The 26,738-nt window shown below is 73.3% G+C and carries 27 protein-coding genes; 19 read left to right on the top strand and 8 right to left on the bottom strand.

All coding sequences use genetic code 11. The features are described from left to right. Positions 1–3: 3 nt before the first annotated feature. The 4 genes from EV378_RS11915 to EV378_RS11900 all read left to right on the top strand — a co-directional run bounded on the left by EV378_RS11915 (position 4) and on the right by EV378_RS11900 (position 2,876). Positions 4–1,182: an FAD binding domain-containing protein gene (locus EV378_RS11915; RefSeq protein WP_132423953.1), complete on the top strand. Its 1,179-nt coding sequence runs from the start codon at positions 4–6 to the stop codon at positions 1,180–1,182. Continuing rightward, positions 1,179–1,919, top strand: a complete 741-nt coding sequence (locus EV378_RS11910; protein ID WP_132423950.1) for a GntR family transcriptional regulator — start codon at positions 1,179–1,181, stop codon at positions 1,917–1,919. Before EV378_RS11915 ends, EV378_RS11910 begins: the two co-directional genes overlap by 4 nt. Positions 1,920–1,980: 61 nt before the next feature. Further along, a complete protein-coding gene (locus EV378_RS11905; protein ID WP_132423947.1) occupies positions 1,981–2,328 on the top strand; it encodes a hypothetical protein in 348 nt (115 codons plus the stop codon). Between the two features lie 35 nt (positions 2,329–2,363). After that, positions 2,364–2,876, top strand: coding sequence for a GNAT family N-acetyltransferase (locus tag EV378_RS11900; RefSeq protein ID WP_132423944.1), 513 nt, complete (start codon positions 2,364–2,366; stop codon positions 2,874–2,876). Positions 2,877–2,878: 2 nt separating this feature from the next. On the opposite strand, the gene ilvY is transcribed toward EV378_RS11900, so the two are convergent. Further along, positions 2,879–3,727 carry an HTH-type transcriptional activator IlvY gene (ilvY, locus tag EV378_RS11895; RefSeq protein WP_132423941.1) on the bottom strand — a complete coding sequence of 283 codons (849 nt, stop codon included), beginning with the start codon at positions 3,725–3,727 and terminating at the stop codon, positions 2,879–2,881. An 84-nt stretch (positions 3,728–3,811) separates the two neighbouring features. Here ilvY and EV378_RS11890 point away from each other — a divergent pair, with 84 nt between their 5' ends. Further along, the gene (locus EV378_RS11890) at positions 3,812–5,248 is read left to right on the top strand and encodes a ketol-acid reductoisomerase (protein ID WP_132423938.1); all 1,437 of its coding nucleotides are present in this window, start codon (positions 3,812–3,814) and stop codon (positions 5,246–5,248) included. A gap of 1 nt (position 5,249) precedes the next feature. On the opposite strand, the gene mscL is transcribed toward EV378_RS11890, so the two are convergent. Both mscL and EV378_RS11880 read right to left on the bottom strand, forming a co-directional pair. Beyond that, complete coding sequence (gene mscL, locus EV378_RS11885) at positions 5,250–5,645, bottom strand: large conductance mechanosensitive channel protein MscL (RefSeq protein ID WP_132423935.1); 396 nt, start codon at positions 5,643–5,645, stop codon at positions 5,250–5,252. Between the two features lie 85 nt (positions 5,646–5,730). Next, positions 5,731–6,792, bottom strand: coding sequence for a 3-deoxy-7-phosphoheptulonate synthase (locus EV378_RS11880; RefSeq protein WP_132423932.1), 1,062 nt, complete (start codon positions 6,790–6,792; stop codon positions 5,731–5,733). A gap of 319 nt (positions 6,793–7,111) precedes the next feature. On the opposite strand from EV378_RS11880, the gene EV378_RS11875 reads away from it, so the two are divergent. After that, on the top strand, positions 7,112–7,900 hold the full coding sequence (locus EV378_RS11875; RefSeq protein WP_132423929.1) for a carbon-nitrogen hydrolase family protein: 789 nt from the start codon (positions 7,112–7,114) through the stop codon (positions 7,898–7,900). Positions 7,901–7,904: 4 nt separating this feature from the next. Here EV378_RS11875 and EV378_RS11870 read toward each other — a convergent pair whose 3' ends face one another. From EV378_RS11870 to EV378_RS11860, 3 genes are read right to left on the bottom strand one after another with little or no spacing between them, the layout of a single operon-like run. After that, positions 7,905–8,228: a 4a-hydroxytetrahydrobiopterin dehydratase gene (locus EV378_RS11870; protein WP_132423926.1), complete on the bottom strand. Its 324-nt coding sequence runs from the start codon at positions 8,226–8,228 to the stop codon at positions 7,905–7,907. 36 nt (positions 8,229–8,264) lie between these two features. Then, positions 8,265–9,038 (bottom strand): ABC transporter permease, encoded by a 774-nt coding sequence (locus tag EV378_RS11865; protein WP_132423923.1) that lies wholly within the window; start codon positions 9,036–9,038, stop codon positions 8,265–8,267. Then, positions 9,035–10,006: an ABC transporter ATP-binding protein gene (locus EV378_RS11860; RefSeq protein WP_243653402.1), complete on the bottom strand. Its 972-nt coding sequence runs from the start codon at positions 10,004–10,006 to the stop codon at positions 9,035–9,037. The genes EV378_RS11865 and EV378_RS11860 overlap by 4 nt, the downstream gene beginning before the upstream one ends. Before the next feature lie 72 nt (positions 10,007–10,078). Here EV378_RS11860 and EV378_RS36730 point away from each other — a divergent pair, with 72 nt between their 5' ends. Both EV378_RS36730 and EV378_RS11850 read left to right on the top strand, forming a co-directional pair. After that, positions 10,079–11,005, top strand: a complete 927-nt coding sequence (locus tag EV378_RS36730; protein ID WP_279389620.1) for an NUDIX domain-containing protein — start codon at positions 10,079–10,081, stop codon at positions 11,003–11,005. A 185-nt stretch (positions 11,006–11,190) separates the two neighbouring features. Beyond that, positions 11,191–12,093, top strand: a complete 903-nt coding sequence (locus EV378_RS11850; protein ID WP_132423920.1) for a type IV toxin-antitoxin system AbiEi family antitoxin domain-containing protein — start codon at positions 11,191–11,193, stop codon at positions 12,091–12,093. A 22-nt stretch (positions 12,094–12,115) separates the two neighbouring features. On the opposite strand, the gene EV378_RS11845 is transcribed toward EV378_RS11850, so the two are convergent. Further along, a complete protein-coding gene (locus tag EV378_RS11845) occupies positions 12,116–12,295 on the bottom strand; it encodes a hypothetical protein (RefSeq protein ID WP_132423917.1) in 180 nt (59 codons plus the stop codon). 38 nt (positions 12,296–12,333) lie between these two features. Between EV378_RS11845 and typA the strand changes: the two genes are divergently transcribed. From typA to EV378_RS11790, 11 genes are all read left to right on the top strand, one after another. Further along, positions 12,334–14,268, top strand: a complete 1,935-nt coding sequence (gene typA, locus EV378_RS11840) for a translational GTPase TypA (RefSeq protein WP_424511237.1) — start codon at positions 12,334–12,336, stop codon at positions 14,266–14,268. Between the two features lie 155 nt (positions 14,269–14,423). After that, entirely contained in the window at positions 14,424–16,301 is a 1,878-nt protein-coding gene (locus tag EV378_RS11835) for an ABC transporter family substrate-binding protein (RefSeq protein WP_132423914.1), read from the top strand. Between the two features lie 226 nt (positions 16,302–16,527). Continuing rightward, positions 16,528–18,270, top strand: a complete 1,743-nt coding sequence (locus EV378_RS11830) for an ABC transporter family substrate-binding protein (protein ID WP_207908640.1) — start codon at positions 16,528–16,530, stop codon at positions 18,268–18,270. A gap of 104 nt (positions 18,271–18,374) precedes the next feature. Continuing rightward, positions 18,375–19,355: an ABC transporter permease gene (locus tag EV378_RS11825; RefSeq protein ID WP_132423911.1), complete on the top strand. Its 981-nt coding sequence runs from the start codon at positions 18,375–18,377 to the stop codon at positions 19,353–19,355. Then, complete coding sequence (locus EV378_RS11820) at positions 19,348–20,286, top strand: ABC transporter permease (protein WP_132423908.1); 939 nt, start codon at positions 19,348–19,350, stop codon at positions 20,284–20,286. The genes EV378_RS11825 and EV378_RS11820 overlap by 8 nt, the downstream gene beginning before the upstream one ends. Before the next feature lie 47 nt (positions 20,287–20,333). Continuing rightward, the gene (locus tag EV378_RS11815) at positions 20,334–21,383 is read left to right on the top strand and encodes an ABC transporter ATP-binding protein (protein WP_132427778.1); all 1,050 of its coding nucleotides are present in this window, start codon (positions 20,334–20,336) and stop codon (positions 21,381–21,383) included. Beyond that, positions 21,380–22,405 carry an ABC transporter ATP-binding protein gene (locus EV378_RS11810; protein ID WP_132423905.1) on the top strand — a complete coding sequence of 342 codons (1,026 nt, stop codon included), beginning with the start codon at positions 21,380–21,382 and terminating at the stop codon, positions 22,403–22,405. Before EV378_RS11815 ends, EV378_RS11810 begins: the two co-directional genes overlap by 4 nt. A 59-nt stretch (positions 22,406–22,464) precedes the next feature. Continuing rightward, positions 22,465–23,547, top strand: coding sequence for a tRNA (adenosine(37)-N6)-threonylcarbamoyltransferase complex transferase subunit TsaD (gene tsaD, locus EV378_RS11805; protein WP_132423902.1), 1,083 nt, complete (start codon positions 22,465–22,467; stop codon positions 23,545–23,547). A 20-nt stretch (positions 23,548–23,567) separates the two neighbouring features. Further along, positions 23,568–24,443: an N-acetyl-1-D-myo-inositol-2-amino-2-deoxy-alpha-D-glucopyranoside deacetylase gene (mshB, locus tag EV378_RS11800; RefSeq protein WP_132423899.1), complete on the top strand. Its 876-nt coding sequence runs from the start codon at positions 23,568–23,570 to the stop codon at positions 24,441–24,443. Beyond that, on the top strand, positions 24,440–24,877 hold the full coding sequence (locus EV378_RS11795; RefSeq protein ID WP_207908639.1) for a hypothetical protein: 438 nt from the start codon (positions 24,440–24,442) through the stop codon (positions 24,875–24,877). Before mshB ends, EV378_RS11795 begins: the two co-directional genes overlap by 4 nt. Further along, on the top strand, positions 24,874–25,701 hold the full coding sequence (locus EV378_RS11790) for a hypothetical protein (RefSeq protein WP_243653401.1): 828 nt from the start codon (positions 24,874–24,876) through the stop codon (positions 25,699–25,701). Before EV378_RS11795 ends, EV378_RS11790 begins: the two co-directional genes overlap by 4 nt. Here EV378_RS11790 and EV378_RS11785 read toward each other — a convergent pair. Continuing rightward, on the bottom strand, positions 25,698–26,693 hold the full coding sequence (locus tag EV378_RS11785) for a GNAT family N-acetyltransferase (protein WP_243653400.1): 996 nt from the start codon (positions 26,691–26,693) through the stop codon (positions 25,698–25,700). The two genes, EV378_RS11790 and EV378_RS11785, sit on opposite strands and share 4 nt — an antisense overlap. Positions 26,694–26,738: the final 45 nt, after the last annotated feature.

The raw sequence follows: 26,738 nt of genomic DNA, 5'->3' as shown, positions 1-26,738 counted from the left end.
CGGGTGACGCCAACCGTCGCGATCGCCGGGGGATCCCTCGGCGGGCTCACCGCCGCGCTGCTGCTGCGCGACCTGGGCTGCGACGTCTCCGTCCACGAGCGCGCGACCGACACGCTGCAGGCCCGCGGCGCGGGCATCGCGGTGCTGCCGCACACGCTGCGTTACCCGGTCGAGCGCCTCGGCATCGCCGCCGACGCGATCAGCACGAGCACGGAGTGGATCCGGTTCGTGCGCCGCAACGGGTCGGTCGACCGCGCGCTGGAGCACCGGTACCGGTTCTCGGCGTGGAACACGATCTACCGCGCCCTGCTCGACGCGTTCGACCCGCGGCGCTATCACCTCGGCGCGGAGGTGACGGCGTTCGAGCAGGGCGGCGACCACGTCACGGTGGGCTTCGCCGACGGTGGCGAGTCGGCGTGCGACCTGCTGGTCTGCGCCGACGGGATCACGTCGGCGGCGCGCGCCCGGCTGCTGCCCGACGTCGCGCCGCGGTACTCGGGCTACGTCGCGTGGCGGGCCACCGTCCCGGAGGCGAAGCTCGGCCGGGAGACCTACGACGCGCTGCACGACGCCCTGACCTACCAGGTCCTCGAGCACAGCCACGTGCTCGTCTACCCGATCCCCGGCCCGGACGGCGAGGTCGAGCCGGGGCAGCGCCTGATCAACATGGTCTGGTACCGCAACGTGCCGGAACCGGAGCTGGCCGGGTTCCTGACCGACCGCGACGGGCAGCGGCGCCCGGTCTCGCTGCCACCCGGCTCGGTGCCCGACGAGCGCGTCGCGGCCATGCGCGAGGACGTCCGGGAACTGCTCGCCCCGCAGATCGCCGACGTCGCGCTGAGTGCCGACGAGCCGTTCGTGCAGGCCGTGTTCGACATCGACGTCCCACGGATGGCGTTCGGGCGTACCTGCCTGGTCGGGGACGCGGCGTTCGCGGTGCGCCCGCACGCCGCGGCGGGCACCGCGAAGGCGGCCGAGGACGGCTGGGTGCTCGCCGACCGCCTGGCCGCGGCCGGTGGCGACGTGCCGGCTGCGCTCGCGTCGTGGGAGTCCGCGCAGCTCGCGCTCGGCGCCGACCTGCTGCGCCGGAACCGCGAGATCGGCGAGCTGTCGCAGTTCACCGGCGGCTTCCGGGCGGGCGACCCGCGGCTGATCTTCGGCCTGTACGGGCCGGGCCGGTGACGCTCACGGTGCCGGACGGCGCCGGCCGCGGGCACCTCGTCGTGCCGGGGAGCCGGGACGCCGCCGAAGTGATCCACGGTGACCTGCGGGCCCGGATCCTCTCCGGTGACGTCCCGGCCGGTTCCGAACTCTCCCAGACCGGGGTCGCCAGGGACTACCGGGTGAGCAGGGGCCCGGTCCGGGAGGCGTTCCGCCTGCTCCAGCGCGACGGCCTGATCGCGGCTCAGGTGAACCAGCGGGCCCGCGTCGCGACCCTGTCGATCGACGAGGTCGAGCACCTCTACGCGCTGCGGGTGGCGAACGAGACGATGGCACTCGCCGTGAGCGTGCCCCGGTTCTCCGTCGCCGAGCTCGACGAGCTGGACCGGATGGTCGCCGACGTCGAGGCCGCCGAGCCGGGCGGGTTCGCGCTCTGGGAGGAGCGCCACCACCGCTTCCACATGGGCCTGGTCCGGCACGGTGGCGCCCGGATGCTCGGCTCGATCCGGCAGTGGGCCGAGCACACGGCGCGCTACCGGCGCATCTACATCGGCGACGACGGGTGGTCGCTCGGCAGCCGCGAGCACCCGCTGCTCGTCGCGCACTGCCGGTCCCGCGACGTCACGGCCGCGACGACGCTGCTGGCCCGCCACCTGTCCCGGGCGGCGCTGTCGCTGATCGCCACGATGGACCCGGCGCACGAACCCGCGCTGCTGCGGGCCGCCATCCGCCAGGTCGTGCCCGCGGGAGACCGGTAACGGTTAGCGTCCCGGTGACGAGTACTCCCGCGTCCGCGGAGCCGACTCCCGGGAGGTCATCGTGCCCGGACTCGAAGGCGCGAGCTGGACCTGGCCGGACGCGGTGCTCGCCGCGCTACTGGCGGTCTGTCTCGCCCTGACGTCCGCACTGCTCGTGACGCGGTTCGTGGCGGAGCGGCGCCGCACGACGGCGATCGCTCCCGCGGTCGGGGCGGCACTCGTCGTCGCGATGGCGGTCACGATGCTGACCCGCGACGAGGCGTCGGCCCGCGCGGTGGTGATCGCCGCCGTGGCGCTCGTCGTCGCGGTGTCCGCCGTCACGTCGCGCCGATCCGTGCGGTCCGACCCACCCGAACGGGAACGTCACGAGGTCCACAACGAGATCGCCCCGCCCGATCACCGCTGTTAGGTTCTCCTCCCGGCGGCCGGGAGGAGGCACCGAGCGTGATCGTTCTGCGCGAGCTGACGGTCGACGACTGGGAGCACTGGAAGGAGATGCGCCTGGCCGCGCTGGCCGAGGCGCCCTACGCGTTCCACACCCGGATCGAGGACTGGGTCGGCGCGACCGAGGAACGCTGGCGCAGCAGGCTCGACGTCCCGGGCCGCTTCCTGCTCGCCGACCTGGACGGGCACCGGGCGGGGATCTGCTGCGGCCTGCCACCGGATCCGCTCGGCGTGGCCGACCTGCTCTCGCTGTGGGTCGCGCCGTTCGCCCGCGGGCGCGGGGTCAGCGACGCGCTCGTCACGGCCGTGTGCGACTGGGCCCGCGATCTGGGGGCCGACCGGGTGGCGCTGCACGTGGTGGAGGGCAACGCCCCGGCGTCCGGGCTCTACCTGAGGCACGGGTTCGTCGACATGGGGCCGGTGCCGGGTACCGCCGTCGGTGGGCGCCCGGAGCACCGCATGGAGCGGGTGTTGACCCGCAGGGCGCCGCTGCCGGAGGCGGAGCACCACTGACGTCACGCGGTGCCCCACAGCGCGCCGACCAGCGGTCGTCGCAGATCGGCGCGGCGCACGCAGAGCCCGACCGTCAACGGCTCCGGCGCGGGATCGGCCGGGACGACGGCGAGCCGGTCGGCCACCGCGCTCGTCTCCAGCACCAGCCGGGGCACGATGCCCGTGCCGCAGCCGAGAGCGACGAGCGTGAGCAGTCCCTCGTGCCCGTCCGGCTCGGCGGCGACGGCCGGGGCGCGCACCCCACGGCCGCGCAGCCAGCGCTCCGCCGCGTCGCGCACGATCCCGCGTGGCGGCAGCACGAACGGCCCGGCCAGCGGATCCCCGCCCGATCCGGCCGCGGTGACCAGCACGAGGTCGGTCGTGACGAGCGTGCGGGAGACGAGCCCGTCCGGCAGCCGCGCGGGCAGCCCGGAGACGGCGGCGTCCACGTCGCCCTCGGCGAGCCGGGCGAGCGCGGCCGTCGCGTCGCCGGTCCGCAGGTCCAGGCGGATGCCGGGGTGGGCCGTGCGCAGCGGTGCCAGCAGGTCGGGCAGCAGTGCCTGGCAGGCGGTCACCGTCGCGAACAGCGACAGCGACCCGGTCAGCGCCGACGGCTCCGGCCCGCCCGCGCGGTAGTCCTCCCAGAGCGCGAGGGCGGAGCGTGCGTACTCGCGGAACCGGCGCCCGTGCGCGGTCAGCGCCACGCCGCGCGGATCACGGTCGAACAACCGGTGCCCGGCCGCGACCTCGAGCCGCTGGATCGTGCGGGTCAGGGTGGCCGGGCTGACGTGCGCGTCGACGCTCGTGCGGCCGAAGTTCAGCGTCTCGCACAGGTGCAGGAACAGCGTCAGATCCCGCTGCTCGTCGCGCACGACCTGCTCCTTCCGTCTGCCGCAACGGACTGCTTCGATTGTTGCGCTTGCCGCAAGAGGTCGCACCGGCGGACCGTCCGGCGCATGGAGCTCACCTCGTCGGTGTTCGACACCGAGATCATGACCGTTCCGGGCGGGCACGAGACGATCGTGCGCGGCGGCCGCCACCTGTTCGACCGCCTTCCGCGCGCGCTGGCCGGGATCGAGCGGATCGGCGTGCTCGGCTGGGGATCGCAGGGACGGGCGCAGGCCCGCAACCTGCGCGACTCGCTGGCCGGGACCGGCATCGCGGTGGAGGTCGGACTGCGGCCCGGATCGTCCTCCGAAGCGGACGCCCGCGCACACGGGTTCGACGTCGGCGACTGGCTCGACGTCGCCGGGCGCAGCGACCTCGTGCTGCTGCTGGTCGCGGACGCCGCGCTGGCCGCACACCACGAGGAGGTGTTCGCCGCGCTCGAGCCGGGCGCGGTGATCGGCCTGTCGCACGGGTTCCTGCTCGGGCACCTGGAGGCGACCGGTGGGCGCTTCCCGGACGGCCACGCCGTCGTCGCCGTCTGTCCGAAGGGGATGGGCGACTCGGTGCGGCGGCTCTACGAGCAGGGTGCGGACACGGACGGGGCCGGGATCAACGCGAGCATCGCCGTCCATGCCGATCCGGACGGGCGGGCGACCGACGTCGCGCTCGGCTGGTCGGTCGCGCTCGGCGCGCCGTACACGTTCGCGACGACGCTGCGCGACGAGTACCTGTCCGACATCGTCGGGGAGCGGGCGATCCTGCTCGGTGCCGTCCACGGGCTCGTCGAGACGCTGTACCGGCAGTTCCGGATCGACGGCGACGACCCGGTGACCGCCTACGAACGGTCCTGCGAGAACGTCACGGGCCCGATCGCGTCGGCGATCTCCGACGGCGGCCTGACGGCCGTGCGCGACCGGACGGATCCCGCGGCGTTCGACCGGGCCTACGCGGCGGCGTACGGCCCGGCCCGCGAGCTCGTCCGCGAGATCTACGACGAGGTCGCCGCCGGCACCGAGCTGCGCAGCGTCCTGCTGGCCGAGCAGCGGCTGGCCGCGCGTCCGATGAGCGCGATCGGGGGCTCCGAGATGTGGCGGCACGCGGACGCGGTGCACGCCCGCCGCGCCGCGGGGGCCCCGCCGGTCGACCCGCTGACCGCCGGGTTCTTCGTGGCCACGATGACCGCCCAGGTCGACGAGTTCGCCGCTCGCGGGCACGCGTGGTCGGAGATCGTGAACGAGTCGGTGATCGAGGCGGTGGACTCGCTGCTGCCGTTCATGCACGCGCGCGACGTCGCGTACATGGTGGACAACTGCTCGCGGACGGCGCGGCTGGGCACCCGCCGTTGGGGCCCGCGCTTCCAGGCCGCCTACGAGCAGGTCGCGCTGCCGGCGATCGGCTCCACGCCGGATCCGTCCACGGTGGACGCGTTCCTGGCCGACCCGGTGCACGAGGCGCTGGCGGCCGCCGCCGCGCTGCGCCCCAAGGTCGACATCGCGCTCACCTGAGTCACTCCGGTCCGGCGCCCCGGCGCTGCTCGCGCAGCAGGTCGCGGATCTCGGTGAGCAGCTCGACGTCGGTCGGTTCCGCCGGGCCGGACTCCTCGCCGCGCCTGCGGCGCTCGGAGATCGTCTTCAACGGGAGGACGACCAGGAAGTAGATCACCGCGGCGGTGATCAGGAACGTGATCACCGCGTTGATGAAGCTCGCGTAGTCGAACTCCACATCGTTGACCACGAACGTGCCGGCGAGCTCGCCGCCGCCGGACACCAGCTGGATCAGCGGTTTGAGGAACGCTTCGGTGAACGCCGTGACCACCGCCGTGAACGCGGCACCGACGACGACGGCGACGGCGAGGTCGACGACATTGCCGCGCAGCAGGAAGTCCTTGAAGCCCTTGAGCATGTGCTGTCCCCTCGTGAACGCCCGGTCCGTCGACGTCAGGATCACGCATACCCGGGAGCCCGGCGCCCGTCGACACGCGGGGCGTTCAGGTGGTCGTCCGTCGACTCCGGACCGCCGCGGCGAGCTCGTCGAGCAGGTCGGCAGTGGTGTCCCAGCCCACGCACGCGTCCGTGACCGAGCGTCCGTAGTCCAGATCAGACCCGAGGTCCTGACGTCCAGGCAGCAGGAAGCTCTCCATCATCAGACCGGTCACGTCGCGGTCGCCCGCCGCGATCCGCCCGGCGACGTCCCGGACGACACCGGCCTGCCGGACGTGGTCCTTGTCGCTGTTGCCGTGGCTGGCGTCGACGACGACGCGCTCCGGCAGCCCGGCCGCACGCAGCCGCTCCCGGGTGCCCGCGACGTCGGCGGCCGAGTAGTTCGGCACGGTGCCGCCGCGCAGGATGACGTGCGCGTCCGGGTTGCCGGTCGTGGTCACCAGCGCGGCCAGCCCGTCCGCGTTGACGCCCATGAACACGTGTGACGCGGCGGCCGCGCGGATCCCGTCGAGCGCGTCGCCGACGTTGCCGTCGGTGCCGTTCTTGATCCCGACCGGCATGGACAGCCCACTCACGAGCTGGCGGTGCACCTGGCTCGCGGCGGTCCGGGCGCCGATCGAGCCCCAGGCGACGACGTCGGCGATGAACTGCGGGGTGATCGGGTCCAGGAACTCGCACCCGACCGGCAGGCCGAGCTCGAGGACGTCGAGCAGGAAACGGCGGGCGGTGCGCAGGCCTCGGTTGACGTCGAACGTCCCGTCCAGGCCCGGGTCGTTGATCAGGCCCTTCCAGCCCACCGTGGTGCGCGGCTTCTCGAAGTAGGTGCGCATGACGACGACGAGCTCGTCCTCGAGGTGCGACGTGTGCGCGGCGAGCCGGCGGGCGTAGTCCAGCCCGGCCTCCGGGTCGTGCACCGAGCACGGGCCGACGACGACGAGCAGACGGTCGTCGCGGCCGTCGAGCACGTCGGTGACGCGGTCGCGCCCGCGGGCGACGGTCAGGGCGACGTCCGGTGAGCACGGCAGCTCGTGGCGCAGCAGCGACGGGGAGAGCAGGGGACTGATCTGCTCGATCCGCTGGTCGGACAGCGGAGTGAGGACGGGATGCATCGTGGGGTCCTTTCCGGACCGCCCCGATCGTCCACCGAGCCGGCCCGCGGGTTCCGGCTCGAGGGGATGGAGGTCAGCGCAGCACTACCGCGCGGGCCGACCCATCCCGGGCCGGCTCGCCAAACCAGTAGTAGCGACGCCGAAACACGAACTGATCATAGCCACGCACCCCGGCCCGCTGTCCACCGGTGAGCCTCCGGGAGGTGGCTTTGCTCTGCTCACCTGGACGCATCACCACACGGACCAGACCCGATACGAACGGAGCAACGCGCCCGTTGCGCCCGTGTGAGCAGAGCAAAGGGACGGTAGAAACAGGTCCATGCGGATCGCGCTCGCCCAGATCTCGTCGACGCCCGACCCGGCCGAGAACCTCGCCGAGGTGGGGAAGCGCACGTCGGAGGCGGCGTCGGCCGGGGCGCGGCTGGTGCTGTTCCCCGAGGCGACGATGTGCTGCTTCGGCGTGAAGCTCGGCCCGGTCGCCGAGCCGGCCGACGGGCCGTGGGCGACGCGCGTGCGGGAGATCGCCGCCGCGGCCGGCGTCACGGTCGTCGCCGGGATGTTCACGCCGTCCGGCGACGGCCGCGTGCGCAACACGCTGCTGGCCGTCGGCGGCGGCGTGGACGCGACCTACGACAAGATCCACATGTTCGACGCGTTCGGGTTCGCCGAGTCGGACACCGTCGAGCCGGGCACGGAGCCGGTCACGATCGACGTCGACGACGTCACGGTCGGGCTCACCACCTGCTACGACGTCCGCTTCCCCGGCCTCTACCAGCACCTCGCCGACCGTGGGGCCACCGTCGCGCTGGTCCCCGCGTCCTGGGGCGCGGGGGCCGGCAAGCAGGAGCAGTGGGAGCTGCTGGTGCGGGCCAGGGCGCTGGACACCGGGTCGTTCGTCGTGGCGTGCGGTCAGGCCGATCCGACGACGGTCGGTCGCGAACACGGCAGGGCGCCGACCGGGATCGGCGCGAGCCTGGTGGCCGGTCCGCGCGGTGAGGTCGTCGCGTCCGCGGGCGCCGCGCCGGAGCTTCTCGTCGTGGACGTCGACCCCGGGCAGGCCACCACGACCCGCGAGCAGATCCCGGTGCTCGCCAACCGCCGGTTCTGAGGGGCTACGCCCGGGACTGGGTGGAGCCGCCGGCGTCCGAGACCCGCTGGTTGATCCGCGCCGCGAAGTCGGTGTCCTTCGCCGTCAGCCCACCCTCCGAGTGCGTGGAGAGCTTGAACTTCAGCGAGTTGTAGCGGATGTCGATGTCCGGGTGGTGCTGCACGGACTCCGCGTCCTCTGCGACCTTGTCCACCACCCCGATCGCGGTGACGAAGTCGTCGAGCTTGGCGTAGGTGACGATCGAGTCGCCGTCGCGCTCCCAGCCGGTCAGGTCGGCCAGCGCGCTGGCGATGCTGTCGTCGTCGAGCAGTGCCTTCGATTCCGCCATGGGGCCATGGTGGACCACGCGACCGGCGGCCGCGCGTCACTCGTCGCGGCGGCGCAGCAACCACACCGTCGCGACGGCGCCGACCAGCGCGTAGACCGCGGCGCGGCCGGCCGTACCGAGAACCGGTGACCAGTCCACCGGGCTGCTGGTGAGCGCTGTCGTGGCCGACTCCCAGCCGCCGTTCGGGAGGACCGCGACCACCCACCCGGGCAGGTTCGGAAGGAACGCGACGACGCAGAGCAGAAGCCCGACGGCGACGATGCCCGTCGTGCGCCGCACGAGCATGGACAGCGGCAGCAGCAGCACACCGAGCCCGGCCAGCTGGACGGACAGCCAGAGCCCGATCGCGATCCCGCGGCCCAGCGTCCCGCCGATCGAGTAGTCGCCCGCGCCGAGCAGCACGAGCCCGGCGAGCAGGGCCACGAGCGCGGTCACCGTGCCACCGAGCAGGGCCGTCACCAGGACACCCGCCGACTTGAGCGCCACCAGCCGCGCGTCGCCGACCGGGGCCAGCCGCAACAGGTCCAGCGTCCGGTGCGCCCGTTCGGCGCCGAACGCGTCGGCGGCGACGAGCACGACCGGCACCACCAGTACCGGCGCCGTGTACGGATGGGCCGAGACGGGCAGCACGGCCAGGCCGGGGACCCCGGAGCCGAGCGCGTGCAGGCCGAACGCCGCCATCAGCGGGATGACCAGCAGCGCGGACAGCGTCGCCGCCGTCCGCGGACGGGGTACGACGAGCGCCAGCTCGGAGCGCAGCAGGCGGTGCATCGGGGCGGTGGTCGGGCGGACCGGGGTCGGCCCCGTCATGCCGGACCCGCCCCGGTCAGCCGGGCGAACAGCTCCTCGAGCCGCGCGGCGGGACGGGTCACCTCGTGCACCGCGACGCCCGCGTGCACGAGCATCGACACCACCGCCGGTGGGGGAGGGCCGGGTGCCACCTGTACGCGTCCCGATCCGGCCTCCGCGTCGATCCCGGCGCCCTGCAGCGTCCGCACCGCGTGCTCGACGTCCGGTGTGGTCACCTCCAGCGCGCCGCCCGCCGCGTCGAGCAGCGTGCGCAGGCCGCCCATCGCGACGAGCCGGCCCGCCTGCAGCACCGCGACGTGTGAGCAGGTCGCCTCGATCTCGCCGAGCAGGTGGGAGCTGACCACCACGGTCGCCCCGGCCGCGTTCATCTCGGCGACCAGCCTCCGGACGTCGCGGGTACCCGCCGGGTCGAGGCCGTTCGTCGGCTCGTCGAGCACCACCAGCCTGCGCCGGACGAGCAGGGGAACGGCCAGCCCGAGGCGCTGCTGCATGCCCAGCGAGTAGTCGCGGAACCGGCGGTCGGCGGCGTCGGCGAGCCCCACCCGTCGCAGCGTGGTCTCGACGGCGCCGGGGACCCGCGGCGTGTCCAGCAACGGCTCGGAGGCGGCCACCCGCAGCAGGTTCGCCCGGCCGGTCAGGTGCGGGTGGAACGCCGGCCCCCCGATCATGGCGCCGACGTGCGGCAACACCTCGGCCGCGCGGTCCGGCACCGACCGTCCGAGCAGCTCGACGGTGCCGTCGCTCGGGCGGACCAGGCCCAGCAGCATCCGCATGAGCGTCGTCTTGCCGGACCCGTTCGGGCCGAGCAGCCCGAGCACCGACCCCATCGGGATGTCCAGATCGATGCCGTCGACGGCGACCACCGGCCCGAACGTCCTGCGCACGCCGAGCAGCCGGGCGGCGGCCGGGCGGGTCGGGAGCGGGTCGGCTCCACGCGCGGCGGTCCGCCGCTGTTCGGTCGTGGACACGCGCACAGCCTGACGTGCCGGGGCACCTCCCCGGGGCCGTTCGGGAACATTGGGCTGGCAGCATCGGCGTGCGTGCCCGAGATCAGCCGTGTCGCGACCGTCGCCGCACCACCGGAACTGGTCGCGGGCGTGCTGCGGGACACGGCCGCCGCGACCGAGGCGCTGAGCCGGATCGGCTGCGTGTTCCGGTCCCCGGTGCGCCTGCTCGTGGCCGGCGACGAGGTCGAGGTCGGCCTGCCCGGTGGTGTGATCACCTGCCGGACGCGGATCACGAGGGCGGGCATGGCCGGGCTGTGGTCCGAGCTGGCGGCGGGGCCCGCGGCGGACCTGCGGCACGTGACGTCCGTGGTGGCCGACGGCTCGGTGGCGCCCGCCGGCTCGCTGCCGTCCGTCGCCTCGATGTCGCCCGCCGGCTCGGTGGTGCCGGGCGGCAGGACCTCTCGCGTGGTCGACGAGCTCGGCTGGACCGGGCCGCTCGGGCCGCTCGGGCGGGTGGCCGATCCGGTGCTGCGGAGGTTCGCGCGCCGGCTGCTGGACGCCCGCGGCGAGGTGCTCGACGAGTGGGTCGCGCGATTGTCCGGTGCCCCGGTCGTCGTCGGGGCGGCGATCGTCCGCGACGGCAGGTTGCTCGTCGCGTGCCGCGCGTACCCGCCGGAGCTGGCCGGGCGCTGGGAGCTGCCCGGTGGCGGCGTCGAGGCGGGGGAGCGGGAGCCCGACGCGCTGCGGCGCGAGTGCTCCGAGGAGCTCGGCGCGGACGTCGAGGTGGTCGGACGGGTCGGGACCGACCTGCCGATCGGTACCCCGGACCGGCCGCGGGTGCTGCGGATCCACGGCGCACGGCTGCGGCCCGGTTCCGCGGAGCCGGTCGCGCGCGAGCACCGGGAGCTGCGGTGGGTCGGCCCGGGTGAGCTGGCCGCGCTCGGGTGGCTGGACGCGGACCGGGCGGTGGTGACGGAACTGCGGGCGCTGCTGGCCGCGGCGCCCGCGGACCCGCGCTGACGGACCGGTGCCGGCGGAGGTCACGGTCGGCGTGCCCCGCACGTTCGTGATCGGCGGAACCGGTCGGGACGCGCCACGGGTGTCGCGCCCCGACCACTTCCGCCGATCATGGGCGATGAGTGGAACCGGATCGGCCCGGATCCCGTCCAAGCCGCATGACTGCGACTGATCCCGAGCGTGCACGCGTGGACGCCGCCCTGCACGCGACGCTCCTGCGCCAGGCCGGCGTGATCACCAGGGCGCAGGCACTGGCCGCCGGCCTGTCCGCGGACGCGGTGGACCGGCGCCTGGCCGCCCGCCGGTGGCACCCGGTGCACCCGCGCGTCTACCGGGACGGCGCCTTCCCGGCGACGGAGGAGGCAACCGTCCGTGCCGCGGTGTTGTGGGGCGGGCCCGGCGCCGTGCTGAGCGGGACGGCCGCGGCGTGGTGGCACGGCCTGCTCCGGGAGCCACCCGTGACGGTCGGGCTGACGGTGCCGCGCCGCCGGTACCCGCGGCCCCGGGCCGGCCTCACGGTCCGCCGACGGGAGCTGGCGGCGGCCGACGTCCGGACGGTGGCCGGGCTGCCCGTCGTCGCCGCGCCGCTGGCCGCGCTGGAGACCGCCGTCGAGCTGGGCGCGCGCGGCCCGGGGTTCCTGGAGGAGCTGCTGGCCGCCGGGCGGGTCGGACCGGACGCGGCGGGCCGTGCGCACGGGCGGCAGACCGGATCGCACGGTGCGGCGTCGGCGGGCCGGGTGCTCGGGATCGCCCTGCGCGGGGTCCGGTTCCGGGCGCGGCGACGTCTCGGGGTGCTGCTCGGTGCGGACGGGCCGTCCGGATGGGTCCGTGAACGGCAGGTGGCCGGCTTGCCACTGGAGCTCGCACATCCGGTGTCGCGGACGGCGGTCGAGGTGTCGTTTCCGTCACCTTCCGGCGACGACGAACGAACCTGGCGGAAGGCGGTGCTGCGCCGTCAGGGGTGGTCCGTGGTGACCGTCGACCCGTGCGACGTGCTCGCCCGCCCGGACGACGTGGTCGAACGGATCGAGGGGGCCGTGCGTCCCGAACCGACCGGCCCGGCAGGGGCTGCGGTGCGTGTGGTGTCCTGACCTGCGACGACGGGCCGGGTTGTCAGGGGTAGACGCGCGCGAGCTTCATCGCACGCGCGAACTTCTTGCCGCTGAGCTTGTTCGCGCCCGCCTTCTTCAGCCGCAGCGCGACGACGGGGCAGCTCTTGCACCTCTTCGGGGACGAGCGGCAGCACTTCTTCTTCACCTTGCCCATTGCAGGCGAGCCTAAGCTCACCGTCACGCGGGGTCCAGGGTTGCAGCGGGATACCCTGTGTCGTGATCTCTTCACGCTCCACCGTCCCCTCCGCGACCGACGTGTCGGAGGACCCCGGCCGGACCGCTCGCCCCGAGCTGCGCAACGTCGCGATCGTGGCGCACGTCGACCACGGCAAGACCACGCTCGTCGACGCGATGCTGCGGCAGTCGGGCGCCTTCGGGGAGCGCGCCGAGCCCGTCGACCGGGTCATGGACTCCGGCGATCTGGAGCGCGAGAAGGGCATCACGATCCTCGCCAAGAACACCGCGGTGAACTGGCAGGGATACACGATCAACGTGGTGGACACGCCCGGCCACGCCGACTTCGGCGGCGAGGTGGAGCGCGGTCTGTCCATGGTGGACGGCGTCGTGCTGCTCGTCGACGCGTCGGAGGGCCCGCTGCCGCAGACCCGGTTCGTGCTGCGCAAGACGCTGGCCGCCGGCCTGCCGGTGATGCTCGTCGTGAACAAGACCGACCGCGCCGACGCGCGGATCGAGGAGGTCGTCGACGAGTCGCTGGAGCTGCTGCTCGAGCTGGCCGACGAGCTGGGCCTCGACGAGTCGGTCACGTCGCACCTGCTGGACCTGCCGGTCGTCTACGCCTCCGGGCGTGCCGGCCGGGCGTCGCGGATCCGTCCCGGCGACGGCGAGCTGCCCGACTCCGAGGACCTGACGCCGCTGTTCGAGACGCTCCTGGCCACCGTGCCGCCGCCGTCCGACGACCCGGACGCCCCGCTGCAGGCGCACGTCACGAACCTGGACGCGTCGAGCTTCCTGGGCCGGATCGCGCTCTGCCGGATCCGGGCCGGTGTGCTGCGCCGCGGCCAGCAGGTGGCCTGGTGCCGCGCGGACGGCACCACCCCGCGCGTCAAGATCACCGAGCTGATGACGACCGAGGCGCTCACCCGGGTCCCGGCCGAGATCGCCCGCGCCGGTGACCTGGTCGCCGTCGCCGGCATCGCGGACGTCACGATCGGCGACACGCTGGCCGATCCGGAGGCACCGGTCGCCCTGCCGCGCATCGACGTCGACGAGCCCGCGATCTCGATGACGATCGGCACGAACACCTCGCCGCTGGCCGGGCGGGACCCGCACCCCGGCACGAAGCTCACCGCGCGGCTGGTCAAGAACCGGCTGGACGCCGAGCTCGTCGGCAACGTCAGCGTGCGCGTGCTGCCGACCGAGCGCCCGGACACGTGGGAGGTGCAGGGCCGCGGCGAGCTGGCGCTGGCCGTGCTCGTCGAGACGATGCGCCGGGAGGGCTTCGAGCTCACCGTCGGCAAGCCACAGGTCGTCACGAAGATCGTCGACGGGAAGATCCACGAGCCGTTCGAGCAGCTCTCCGTCGACGTGCCGGAGGACGCGCTCGGCGCCGTCACCCAGCTGCTGGCCGCGCGCAAGGGCGAGATGGCCGAGATGGTGCACGGCGAGGGCCGGGTCCGGATGGAGTTCCGCGTCCCGTCGCGCGGCCTGATCGGCTTCCGCACCGAGTTCCTGACGATCACCCGCGGCGCCGGCATCGCGAGCCACGTGTTCGACGGCTACGGCCCGTGGGTCGGCGAGATCCGCACCCGCAACAAGGGCTCGCTGATCTCCGACCGGTCCGGCCCGGTCACCCCGTACGCGATCGACCAGCTGGCCGACCGCGGCACGCTGTTCGTCGGCCCGACGACGCTCGTCTACAACGGGATGGTCGTCGGGGAGTACACGCGCAACGAGGACCTCGAGGTGAACATCACCCGGGAGAAGAAGCTGACCAACGTCCGCAGCTCGACGGCGGACGTGCTGGTCAAGCTCGTCCCGCCGACGATCCTCAACCTGGAGCAGGCGCTGGAGTTCTGCGCGACCGACGAGTGCGTCGAGGTCACGCCGGAGAACGTGCGCATCCGCAAGGTCGAGCTGGACTCGCACACCCGCGCCCGCCTGCGGTCGCGCGCCAGGGCCGCCGCGAACCAGTAGCGCCGCCCGGCGGCGCGCTCCCGCACCCGCGCCGCCGCCCCGCCGATCCCGAACGAACGGCACCTTCGAGCAATGACACTGCTCGAAGGTGCCGTTCGTTCGTGGGTGGGTGCCCGGGCGGCGAGGAGTGACCGCGGCATCGGGATACTGGCGGGGTGATCGCACGTCGAGGATCCCGCCCGACCGGCCGGGCCGCAGTGGTCGCGGTGCTCGCGCTGACCGCGCTGCTGGCGGGCTGCTCGGCCGACCCGATCCCGGCGCCTGCGCCCGCGCCACCGGTGCCGACCGTGCAGGCCGAGACGACCCAGCTCGTCGCCGGCATCACCGACATCGGGCCCGGCTTCAACCCGCACCTGCGCGCCGACCAGTCGGCGGTCACGCAGGCCATCTCGACGCTCGTGCTGCCGTCGGTGTTCCGGCCGGACGCGAACGGCAACCTGCAGCTCGACAGGACGATCGCCACCAGCGCGCAGGTCACGTCGACCGCGCCGTTCACGGTCAGCTACGAGCTCAACGTGCAGGCGTCCTGGTCGTCCGGTGCGCCGATCGCGGCCGAGGACTTCGTCTACCTCTGGCAGCAGATGCGCAGCCAGCCGGGCACGATCGGCTCGTCCGGCTACCGGGCGATCACCGACGTGCGCAGCCGGGCCGGCGGCAAGGCCGTCGACGTCACGTTCGACCGCCCGTACCCGTACTGGCCGGAGCTGTTCTCCGGCCTGCTCCCGGCGCACATCCTCAAGGACGCGCCCGGCGGCTGGACGGCTCCGATGGCGAACGGCGTCCCGGTGTCCGGCGGCCCGTACCGCGTGATGGGCGTCGACCGGGTACGCGGCGAGGTGCTGCTGACCAGGGCCGACCCGTACTGGGCCACGCCCGCCGTGCTCGACGAGATCATGCTGCGCCGCATCGACACGCCGTTGCTCACCGCGGCGCTGGCCAACCGCGACATCGACCTCGCCCTGCCGGACGCCGGACCCGACGTGGACCGCGCGATCGCCGCCGTCACCTCCACCGGAGGCACCGGGCGACCGACCGTGCAGCGCGCGCCGCGGCCCGTCGTGCAGTCGCTGGAGTTCCGCTCCGGCGGCGGTCCGATGGCCGACCCCCGGGTGCGCCAGGGCGTCGCCGCGGCGCTGGACCGGGACGCCATCCGGCGCGCCGTCGCACCCGCCGCGGTGCCGGCCGACGCGTTCGGGGTCGCCCCGTCCGACGCCGGCTACGAGCCGACCGCGCCCGCGGGCGCCCCGGCCCGACCGGACCCGGCGGCGTCGGCGGCCGCGTTCACCGGAGCCGGCTACGTCCGCGGCTCCGACGGGCAGTGGCAGATCGGCGGGAGCCCGCTCTCGCTCGTCGTCGGTGCCGCGGCGGACCGGCCGCAGGACCTCGCCGTGGCCCGCGTCGTCGTCGCCCAGCTGAAGGCGGCCGGGGTGCGGGCCACCCTCGTCACCCCGCCCGCGGCCGACCTGTTCGCCCAGCCGACGGTGACCCCCGCGACGCCGTCCGCGACGCCGACCCCGGCCGCGGGCGGAGCCGGCCCGGCGCCCGGCGCCCCGACCACCCCGGCTGCCCCGACCACCCCGGCACCGACCCCGCAGGCGGCACCACCCGCGACGTCGGAGACCCCGAGCACGACGTCGACGACGAGCGCGCCGACCGGCCCGGTGGCCGTGGACGTGCTGGTCGGAGCCCGGCCCGCGACCGGGGCGCCCGGACCGCGACTGGACTCCGAGTACGGCTGCCCGGACCCGTCGGTCCCCGCCGGCTCGCCCGGTGTGTCCTGCTTCCCGGCGGTCCAGCCGCTGCTCGACCGCCTGACCTCGGCCCAGACCGCGCCCGCCGACCCGGCTGCGCTGGCGGACGCCGAGCGGGTGCTCTGGACCCAGCTGCCCGGGCTGCCGCTCTACCAGCAGCAGGGGCTGGTGGTGAGCACGCCGCAGACCGACGCCGTGACGCGCGTCACCCCAGGGCCGTTGGCCACCGGCCCGTTCACCGGTGCGACCCGGTGGAACGAACCCGAGCCGAAGGACCGCTGACCCGGACGAGAGTCCCCCCACTGGAGTACTCCGCCGTTCCTGGTGCGCCCGTTACGTCGTGTGTCGGTCACCCTTTGGTCACGATCCGGCGAGACGGTCGCCATCCGTCAACCGGATTTCTACCGTCCCTCCGGGGGTTACCCGGCAGTACATCCGGCTGCCCCCTCCTGTCCCGTGGCGGCGCCGCAACCGAGGCGCCCTCGAACCGAGAGGCACGTTGCACATCATGAGGGGAACCAAGGCGGCTGCCGCGATAGCGGTGAGCGGGGCGGCAGCACTGCTGCTGGCTGCGTGCGGCGGAGGTGGTGGCGGCGAGGGCAACGCCGTGGCCAGCGGAAACTTCGCCGACTGCGCGACCGACATCAACAACTGCAACGCCGTACCCGCGGACCAGGTCCAGCAGGGCGGCCAGATCACGTTCGCGATCGAGAAGAACATTCCGAACTGGAACGTCAACTCGGCCGACGGCAACGTGTTCGAGACCGGCATGGCCACGAAGGCCTACCTGCCGTACGCGTTCAGCAACACCCCGGACCTGAAGCTCGAGCTGAACACCGACCTGATGGAGTCGGCGACGCTCACCAACCCCACCACGATCGTCTACAAGATCAAGCCGAACGCGGTGTGGAGCGACGGCAAGCCGATCGACGCGAGCGACTTCGCGTACGGCTGGAAGATGCAGAGCCCCACCCAGTGCCCGGACTGCGAGACGGCGGGCAACGGTGGCTGGGACCTCGTCACGAACGTGGTCGGCTCGGACGGTGGCAAGACGGCGACGATGACGCTGTCCAAGCCGTTCACGGACTGGCAGAACTACTTCGCGTCGGGCCAGCCCCTCTACCCGGCGCACATCGCCGCCCAGCACGGTGACATCAACACACCTGCCGGCATCAAGTCCTCGTTCGACTGGTTCGGGGAGAACCCGCCGACGTACTCCGGCGGCCCGTACGTCGTGAAGAGTTGGCAGGACAACCAGGCGCTGACCCTGGTGCCGAACCCGAAGTGGTACGGCGCGACGAAGCCGAAGCTGGACACGCTGATCATGCGCGTGATCACGGACGCCACCCAGGAACCGATCGCGCTGCAGAACAACGAGGTGCAGGTGCTCTACCCGCAGCCGCAGGTGGACATCGTGCAGCAGCTGCAGCAGATCCCGAACGTCTCGCAGCTCCAGCAGCTCGGCCTGACCTGGGAGCACTACGACTTCAACCTGCGCACCCCGGCCCTGAAGGACAAGGCGCTGCGGCAGGCGATGTACACGGCCGTGAACCGGCAGGACATCATCGCCAAGACGGTCGGGCAGTTCAACCCGGACGTGAAGCCGCTGGACAGCCTGATGTTCCTGCCGCAGCAGGACGGCTACACGGACAACGTGTCGGCCACCGGCCTCGGCACCGGTGACATCGAGAAGGCCAAGCAGATCCTCACCCAGGCCGGCTACACGGGCGTCGGGCAGAAGCTCGTCGCCAAGGACGGCAAGCCGGTTCCGGACATGCGGATCCGCTACACGGTCGGCAACGCGATCCGGCAGAACGAGTGCGAGCTGTTCGCCCAGTACATGAAGCAGCTGGGGATCAACGTCACCGTGCAGCCGACCGACGACCTGGGCACGACGACCACCTCCGGCGACTACGACATCATCGTGTTCGCCTGGGTGCAGAGCCCGGCTCCGTTCTCGAACGCCCAGCAGACGTTCCTGTCGACCTCGGGCAACAACTTCGGCAAGTACAACAACCCGACGACGGACAAGCTGCTCAACGACGCGGCCTCGTCGACGGACAAGGCCGCCGCGACCGCCAAGCTGAACGAGGCGGACAAGATTATCATGGGCGACGCGTACGTCCTGCCGATCTACCAGAAGCCGACGCTCCTGGCGGCGCAGAACACGATCGCCAACGTGCGCGGCAACGCCACCCTGGACGGCCCGATGTACAACGCGGGCCAGTGGGGTCTGCGCACCGGTAGCTGACGCCCGACAGGAGGGTGGCACGCTCCGCGCGTGCCACCCTCCTCCGCGCCCGCGACGGCCACGAGCCGCTCACGGGTTCCCACCACGCGTCGGAGAGATCCCTGATGCTCATCTACGCCGCGCGCCGGATCCTCATCTCGATCCCGGTCCTGCTGGTCTCGTCGTTCATCGTGTTCTGGCTCGGCACGCTGTCCGGCAACCCGCTGACCCCGCTGATCCTGCGCAACCCACCACCACCTCCCCAGGTGCTCGCCGCCGAGGCCGAACGCCTGCACCTGAACGAGCCGCTGATCCCGCGCTACTTCTCCTGGCTCGGCGGGATCTTCACCGGTGACTTCGGACCGTCCGTCGTGGCCACCCAGAACATCGGCCAGCAGCTCGGCGACCGCTTCTGGATCACGATGCGGCTCGTCCTGCTCGCCATGGTGATCGCGCTCGTGCTGGCCGTGATCGTCGGCGTGCTCACCGCCGTGCGCCAGTACTCCAAGGCCGACTACACGGCCACGTTCCTCGGCTTCCTCTTCCTGGCCATGCCGGCGTTCTGGCTGGCGATCCTGCTCAAGCAGGGCGGCATCGAGTTCAACAACGCCGTCGGCACGCAGGCGATCTACACGATCGGCGCGAACTCGATCCCGCCGCCGAACGGCTTCTTCGCCCAGGTCGGGGACGTCGTCGGTCACCTCGTGCTGCCGACGATCGCGCTGGCGCTGATCTCCTACGCGTCGTGGAGCCGGTTCGCCCGCGCGTCCATGTTGGAGACGATGAACTCGGACTACGTCCGGCTGGCCCGGGCCAAGGGCCTGTCCCGGCGCCAGGTGATGGTCAAGCACGCGCTGCGGACCGCGCTGATCCCGCTGACCACGGTCACCGCGCTGGACGTCGCGACGATCGTCGGCGGCGCCGTGATCACCGAGAAGGTCTTCCAGTGGAAGGGGCTCGGGGACTTCCTGCTCGTGTCGATCACGCAGTTCGACACGTACGCGGTGACGTCGTGGCTGCTCGTCTCGGCCACCATCGTGATCGTCTTCAACCTGATCGCCGACCTGCTCTACGGCGTCCTCGACCCCCGGATCCGCTATGTCTGACACGGACGAGAAGGCGACCCCGGCCACGACGGGGGACACCACGACGGCGGGGTCCACGGTGGACCGCGAGTTCACGGTCGAGGAGCGCAGCCAGGCGCAGCTGGTGTTCCGCCGGTTCCTGGCGCACCGCGCGGCGATGGTCAGCCTCGTGGTGCTCGTGCTGCTGATCCTGCTGGCGTACGTCGGCGGGGCGCTGTGGCGCTACGACGTCGGCGAGATCACGCCGGACAACTCGGTGCCGCCGTCGTTCGACCATCCCTTCGGCACCGACGCGGTCGGCAAGGACCAGTTCGCCCAGGTGCTCGGCGGGACCCGGATCTCGTTGCAGGTCTCGGTGATGGTCGCGATCCTGGCGACGTTCGTCGGCACGCTGTGGGGCTCGGTCGCCGGCTACTTCGGCGGCCGCACCGACACGATCATGATGCGGATCGCCGACCTGATCCTCACGCTGCCGCTGATCGCCGTCGCCGCGATGCTGGCGCACAACTTCGGCGGCACCTGGTACCTGATCGGCCTGGTGATCGCCGGGCTGTACTGGGCGTACGTGTCCCGGGTCGCGCGCGGCGTGGTGCTCTCGCTGCGGGAGAAGGAGTACATCGAGGCCGCCAAGGCGCTCGGTGCGTCCGACACCCGGATCATCCTGCGGCACCTGGTGCCGAACGCGCTGGGCTCGATCCTGGTCAACCTGACGATCCTGGTGGCGCTCGCGATCCTGCTCGAGACGGCGCTGTCCTACCTGGGCTTCGGCGTGCAGGTGCCGGACACGTCGCTCGGCCTGCTGGTCAGCGAGGCGCAGACGGCCCTCACCACGCGGCCGTGGCTGTTCTACTTCCCCGGCCTGTTCATCATCATCATCGCGCTCACGATCAACTTCATCGGCGACGGCCTGCGTGACGCGTTCGATCCACAGCAGACGAAGGTGCGGCAGTGAGCGAGCCCGCGAGCGAACAGACGGCACCGCCCGACTCCGACGTCCTGATGACGGTCTCCGATCTGACCGTCACGTTCCCGAGCGCGGACGGCGCCGTGCAGGCCGTCCGCGGCGTCGACTACACGCTGCGTCGCGGCGAGGTGCTCGGCATCGTCGGCGAGTCCGGCTCCGGCAAGTCCGTCACGTCGATGGCCGTGATGGGTCTGCTGCCGAGGACCGCGACGATCACCGGCTCGATCATGTTCGACGGCCGCGACCTGTTGACGCTCAAGGAGGACGAGCTCACGAAGATCCGCGGCGAGCGAATCGCGATGATCTTCCAGGACCCGATGACGTCGCTGAACCCGGTCTACACGGCCGGGTACCAGATCGCCGAGGCGGTGCTGGCCCACCGCGACGTCAGCAAGGCGCAGGCCCGCGAGCGGGCGATCGAACTGCTGCGCACGGTCCGGATCCCGAACCCGGAGCAGCGCGTCGACTCCTACCCGCACGAGCTCTCCGGCGGCATGCGCCAGCGCGTGGTGATCGCGATCGCGATGGCCAACGACCCGGACGTGATCATCGCCGACGAGCCGACGACGGCCCTGGACGTGACCGTGCAGGCCCAGGTCCTGGACGCGCTGCAGGCGGCCCAGTCCGAGACCGGCGCCGCGATGGTGCTGATCACCCACGACCTCGGCGTGATCGCCGGGCAGGCGGACCGGGTGCTGGTCATGTACGCCGGGAAGCCGGTCGAGATCGGCAGCGTGGAGGACATCTTCTACACACCGCGGATGCCGTACACGCTGGGCCTGCTCGGCAGCCTGCCCCGCCTGGACCAGCAGAGCGAGCGGCTGACGCCGATCCCGGGAGCGCCGCCGTCGGCGCAGAACATGCCGCCGGGCTGCCCGTTCTCGCCGCGCTGTCCGCTGTCCACGGACGTCTGCGAGACCGACGAACCGGAGCTGACCGACGTCGGTGACGGTCAGCGGGCGGCGTGCCACCACTCGTCGCAGGTGTCCGGTGCGGCCGCCGCGGACGTGTTCGACTCCGACGAGGTGGACGCCGAGGCGCTCGAGCACCTGGCGACCCTGACCGACGGTGAGGTGCGCTCGTGACCACAGTGGAGGCGCCCACGCTGGTGCAGGCGCGCAACCTGGTCAAGGAGTTCCCGATCCGCTCCGGCGGCCTGATCCGGCGCCAGGTCGGTGCGGTGCAGGCGGTCAGCGACGTGTCGTTCTCGATCGCCGAGGGCGAGACGCTCGGGCTGGTCGGCGAGTCCGGCTGCGGGAAGTCCACATTGGCCCGTGTCGCGCTGAACCTGATCCCGGCGACGTCCGGCACCGTCCACTTCGGTGAGACGGAGCTGACCGGGTTGCCGGCGCGGAGGATGCGCGCGCTGCGCCGTCAGATGCAGCTCGTGTTCCAGGACCCGTACGCGTCGCTGGACCCGCGGATGCCGGTGAGCGAGATCATCGCCGAGCCGCTGCGGATCCACGACCTCTACGACTCCGGTGGCCGCCAGCAGGTCCGCGACCTGATGCGCACCGTCGGCCTGAAGCCGGAGCACGGCAACCGGTACCCGCACGAGTTCTCCGGCGGGCAGCGCCAGCGGATCGGGATCGCCAGGGCGCTCGCGTTGCGCCCGAAGCTGCTCGTGCTCGACGAGCCGGTCTCGGCACTCGACGTCTCCATCCAGGCCGGCGTGCTGAACCTGCTGCAGGAGCTGCAGTCCGAGCTGGGGCTGGCGTACCTGTTCGTCTCGCACGATCTGTCCGTGGTGCGCCACATCGCGGACCGGATCGCCGTGATGTACCTCGGCAAGATCGTCGAGACGGGGCCGTCGGAGCAGATGTTCACCGCACCCGCGCACCCGTACACGCACGCGCTGATCTCGGCGATCCCGCTGCCCGACCCGCGCCGGGAGCGGGCCAGGGAGCGGATCACGGTCGTCGGTGACCTGCCGAGCCCGGCCGACCCGCCGTCGGGCTGCCGGTTCCGCACGCGGTGCCCGAAGTTCGCCATGGAACTGTCCGGCGAGCAGCAGGCGCGGTGCACGGACGAGGAACCGGAGCTCGTCGACCGGAACACCGGGCACCCGGTGGCCTGCCACTTCGCCGAGGTCCGCTCGCTGCTCTGAGGCCCGGCGGTCGAGGGCCGAGGCAATGGCGCCGCGGCGGGCGAGGGACACTGGCGGGCGTGTCGCTGGTACTGGGGATCGAGACGTCGTGCGACGAGACCGGGGCCGGTCTCGTCGCGGACGGGGTGCTGCTCGGCGACGGGCTCGCCTCCAGCGCCGACGAGCACGCCCGCTTCGGCGGGGTGGTGCCGGAGGTCGCGGCCCGCGCGCACGTGAGCGCCGTCGTGCCGATGGTGCGCCGCGCCGTCGCGAACGCCGGGGTGTCACTGTCCGACGTGGACGCCGTCGCGGTGACGGCGGGGCCGGGCCTGTCGCCCGCGCTGCACGTCGGCGTCGCGGCGGCGAAGGCGTACGCGACGGCGCTGGACGTGCCGCTGCACGGCGTGCACCACCTGGCCGGCCACGCGGCGGTGGACGTGCTGGAACACGGGCCGCTGCCGGAGCGCTGCGTGTGCCTGATCGTGTCCGGCGGGCACACGTCGCTGCTGTCGCTCGGTGACCTGGCCCGCGACCCGGTCGTGCACCTCGGCGACACCGTCGACGACGCGGCGGGCGAGGCGTTCGACAAGGTCGCCCGCGTGCTCGGACTGCCCTATCCGGGCGGCCCGGCGATCTCGAAGGCGGCGCTGGACGGGGACCCGCACGCCGTGGCGTTCCCGCGCCCGATGACCGGGCCCCGGGACGCGCCGTTCGGGTTCTCGTTCGCCGGGCTGAAGACGGCCGTGGCCCGGCACGTCGAGGCCGCGCAGGACGCGGGCAGTGCGGTCGCCGTGCCGGACGTCGCGGCGTCGTTCCAGCAGGCCGTCGTCGACGTGCTGGTGCGCAAGGCCGTCCGCGCCTGCCGCGAGCAGGGCGCGGACACGCTGCTGATGGTCGGCGGCGTCGCCGCGAACAAGGCACTGCGCACCGGCATGGAGGAGGCCTGCACCGGGGCGGGGATCGCGCTGCGGGTGCCGGCGCCGCGGCTGTGCACGGACAACGGCGCCATGATCGCCGCGCTGGGTGACCTGCTCGTGCGTGCGGGCGTGCCGGCGACCGGGCTGGCCTCGACGGCGGTCCCGACGGTCGAGCTGACCGGTGCGCTGGTCCCGGTCCGGGACACCGAACGGAGCGTGTCGGAGCGAGTATCGGTACCGCGCTGATCGTCTCGTAGGCTCGTCCGGTGTCCTCCGCAGCTCGACGTCTCCTCCTCGTCCACGCCCATCCGGACGACGAGACGCTGACCACCGGCGGCACGATCGCGCGCTACCAGGCCGATCCGGACACCGAGGTCACCGTCGTCACCTGCACGCTCGGCGAGCAGGGCGAGGTGATCCCGCCGGAGCTGGCCGAGCTCGCGCCGGACCGCGCCGACCAGCTCGGCGGCTACCGCACCGGCGAGCTGGCCGGTGCGCTGGCGGCGCTCGGCGGGCCGGGCCACCGCTACCTCGGCGGGCTCGGGCGCTGGCGGGACAGCGGGATGGTGCTCGCCGGGCACGGCACCCGCGCCGCGCTGCCGCCGGACCTGCACCCGCGCGCGTTCGCCGCGCAGGAGCCGTTCGGGACCCAGCTCGCACAGCTGCTCGACGTCGTCGACGAGATCCGCCCGCAGGTGCTCGTCTCCTACGCCGACGACGGCGGCTACGGCCACCCGGACCACGTCCGCGCCCACGAGCTCACGTCGGCGGCCGCGACGGCCCGGCCGGACGTCGTGGAGAAGCTGTACTTCACGGTGCGGTCGCGGCCCGAGCTGGACGCCGGGATCACCGACCTGGACGGGCACCCGGGCCTGCCGTTCCGGGTGCCCGCGCCGGACGAGCTGCCCAGCGCCGACGCCGGTGACGTGACCACCCGGATCGACGTCGCGGACCAGCGCCCGGCCCGCGTCGCCGCGATGCGCGCGCACGCGACGCAGATCTCGGTGTGGGAGTACCACGAGACCGTGGCCTACGCGATGAGCAACGGCGTCGCCCAGCCGCTGCGCGACGTCGAGGAGTTCGTCCTCGTCGGCCATCCGGACGCGGACGAGACCGACCTGTTCGACGGGATCCGGTCGTGAACCGGGTCCCGGCGGGGGCGCAGCTCACCGTCCTGATGGTGGTCACCGTGCTGCTGGCGGTGCTGGAGCTGATGTTCCAGTTCACCTACCTCGGGCCGGTCCCGTTGCCGATCGGCGCGCTCGTCATCGTGCTGACGATGCCGTGGCTGGTCCGGACGACCGTCGACGCGTGGCCGACGACGGCGGGCGCCGCGCTGGTCCCGGTCGTCTGGTTCCTCGTCACGGTCGTCTTCGGCCTGCTCGGCCCCGGTGGTGACACGCTGCTGGTGGCGGCGTGGCAGACGCTGCTGCTGCTCGTCGTCGGCGTGCTGACCGGACTGTTCTGCTTCCGGCGCAACGTGGACCGGATGATCGCGGCCGCGGCGGCGGCCCGGGAGGAGCGCTCGACGCGCCCGTCGGACCCCCGGATCGGCAACGCGGGGCGGGCGACGTGACCGGGACCCGTTCACCCGACCGGCAGCCGGACCACGGCCCGATCCCGGACGACGCCGTCGTCGGGATCCTGCGGCCGTTCGTCCGCGCCGCGCGGCCGATCCTCGCCGGACTGCGCGAGACCGACCCGTTCGGGCTGCGGTCGCGCGTCGGGCAGGCCGGTCCGTCCGGCGCGGAGGCCGCCGAGGACGTCGAGCGGGGGCTGTCGGACAAGATCCTCGACGCGCTCGCGTCGATCCAGGTGCCCGGCACGTCCGCCTGGGCGGCGATGACGGTCACCGAGCGCGAGCACTGGTGGGTCTACCGGGTCGGCCGGTTCACCACGCTGGTCGCCGCGATCCCCGGGCTCGGCGGTGCGCTGGCCAAGTCGCTGCCGGTGTCGTCCGCGGTCGGTGCCGCGGGCCAGGGGATGCTGCTCGTCGCGGTGGCCGGCGAGCACGGCGTGACCGACGAGGACACGCTGGTGGCGCTGCTGGCGTCGGTGCTGTTCCGTCGCGACGTCCGGACCGGGACGCTCACGCCGGAGGCGGACGCGGCGGCCGAGGCGAAGGCGGCCGAGCTGACCGGCGACCTGGACGGCGCGAACCACGGTGCGGGGTCGACGTTGCGGCGGGTCGGGTCGGCCGTGTGGCGGCTCGGGCGGGCGCTGTTCGCCGTCTCCGACGAGCTCGACAAGCGCCCGCACGGCCGCTTCTACCACGAGTGGATCAGCTTCGTGCCCGTCGTCGGCGTGGTCGGGAAGTACCTGGGGGAGTGGTCCGGGCTGAAGCACTCCGCCGCGAACGGGCGGCGCTGGCTGACGCGGCGGGAGCTCGCCGAGGACTAACCCGGGACCAGGTAGTGGTACCGGTGGTGTTCGACGCAGCCGAGCCGCTCGTACAGCGCGCGTGCGGCCCGGTTGGAGCGCACCACCTGCAGGACCGCGTACCGCGCTCCGCGCTCGGCGCCCCACCGCGCGGCGGCGGCCGTCAGCACGGAGCCGACTCCGGACCGTCGTGCCGCCGGGAGGACCTCCAGACGCGACAGGTAGAGGTGGTCCCCGACGACCGCGGCCCGGACGACGCCGGTCAGCGCGCCGTCGTCACGCCGGGCGGTGCCGAACCCGAGCTGCGGCCCGTCCGGTCGATCCGGGACGAGGACCGCCCGCCGCGCTGTGAGATCGGCGCCCTCCTCGTCGAACACCGACCACCAGTCCGGCGACGGCTCCGCGTCGAACGCGATCCCCGGCGCCGGTCCGTCCGCGGCCAGCGAGTCCAGGCCCGCGACCAGGACGACCGCCTGAGCACCGGGATCGGCTCCGACCTCCCAGCCCTCGTCGCGGACGGCCCGCCACCACGGCGAGCCTTCCGGCGCCGCGACGACCGGCGGGATCCCGTGCCGGTCGGCGAACCGGCGGACCTCGGCCAGCGCGTCCGGCACCGGCACACCCGGGTTCCCGACGGCCAGTGCGGAGTTCGCGCGGCGGGTGAAGCCGCCGGCGGCGCGCAGCCGCCAGGCGCCGAGGTCGCGCACGACCGGCGCCGGCCACGCGTCGGCGCAGATCCGCTCCAGGTGCTCCACGGCCGCCCAGGACGGCCGCTTCGGGCGAGCGGGCGGGACCGCCCGGACGGCAACCACGTCGGCCACCCGGACGTGCACCGTTCCGCCGCGTGTACGCACCCGCAGCGTCGGTGCGCCGTCCGGGCCGGGACCGCCGTCGTCGAGCTCCCCGACCGCGTCGGACAGGTGCGGACCGGCCGAGGACTCCGGCGCGATCCGGTGTCGCAACGAGACGCGCTTCCCGATGAGCTGGACGAGACGGTCGTCACCGCTGTTCACGTGAGGCGAACCTCCCTCCTGCTCGGGCCGGGCACGCGGGTTAAC

The organism is Pseudonocardia endophytica (genome assembly GCF_004339565.1).
GTDB lineage: Bacteria > Actinomycetota > Actinomycetes > Mycobacteriales > Pseudonocardiaceae > Pseudonocardia > Pseudonocardia endophytica.
The sequence above is the reverse complement of the archived record's forward strand: the minus strand, read 5'-3'. Positions and strand labels throughout refer to the sequence as shown.

What these genes read in the sequence shown, in the direction of transcription:
- EV378_RS11890 (WP_132423938.1), top strand. Translation starts at nt 3,812, where the DNA reads ATGGAGCTCACCTCGTCGGTGTTCGACACCGAGATCATGACCGTTCCG.
- mscL (WP_132423935.1), bottom strand. Translation starts at nt 5,645, where the DNA reads ATGCTCAAGGGCTTCAAGGACTTCCTGCTGCGCGGCAATGTCGTCGAC.
- EV378_RS11880 (WP_132423932.1), bottom strand. Translation starts at nt 6,792, where the DNA reads ATGCATCCCGTCCTCACTCCGCTGTCCGACCAGCGGATCGAGCAGATC.
- EV378_RS11875 (WP_132423929.1), top strand. Translation starts at nt 7,112, where the DNA reads ATGCGGATCGCGCTCGCCCAGATCTCGTCGACGCCCGACCCGGCCGAG.
- EV378_RS11870 (WP_132423926.1), bottom strand. Translation starts at nt 8,228, where the DNA reads ATGGCGGAATCGAAGGCACTGCTCGACGACGACAGCATCGCCAGCGCG.
- EV378_RS11865 (WP_132423923.1), bottom strand. Translation starts at nt 9,038, where the DNA reads ATGACGGGGCCGACCCCGGTCCGCCCGACCACCGCCCCGATGCACCGC.
- EV378_RS11830 (WP_207908640.1), top strand. Translation starts at nt 16,528, where the DNA reads ATGAGGGGAACCAAGGCGGCTGCCGCGATAGCGGTGAGCGGGGCGGCA.
- EV378_RS11825 (WP_132423911.1), top strand. Translation starts at nt 18,375, where the DNA reads ATGCTCATCTACGCCGCGCGCCGGATCCTCATCTCGATCCCGGTCCTG.
- EV378_RS11820 (WP_132423908.1), top strand. Translation starts at nt 19,348, where the DNA reads ATGTCTGACACGGACGAGAAGGCGACCCCGGCCACGACGGGGGACACC.
- EV378_RS11815 (WP_132427778.1), top strand. Translation starts at nt 20,334, where the DNA reads ATGACGGTCTCCGATCTGACCGTCACGTTCCCGAGCGCGGACGGCGCC.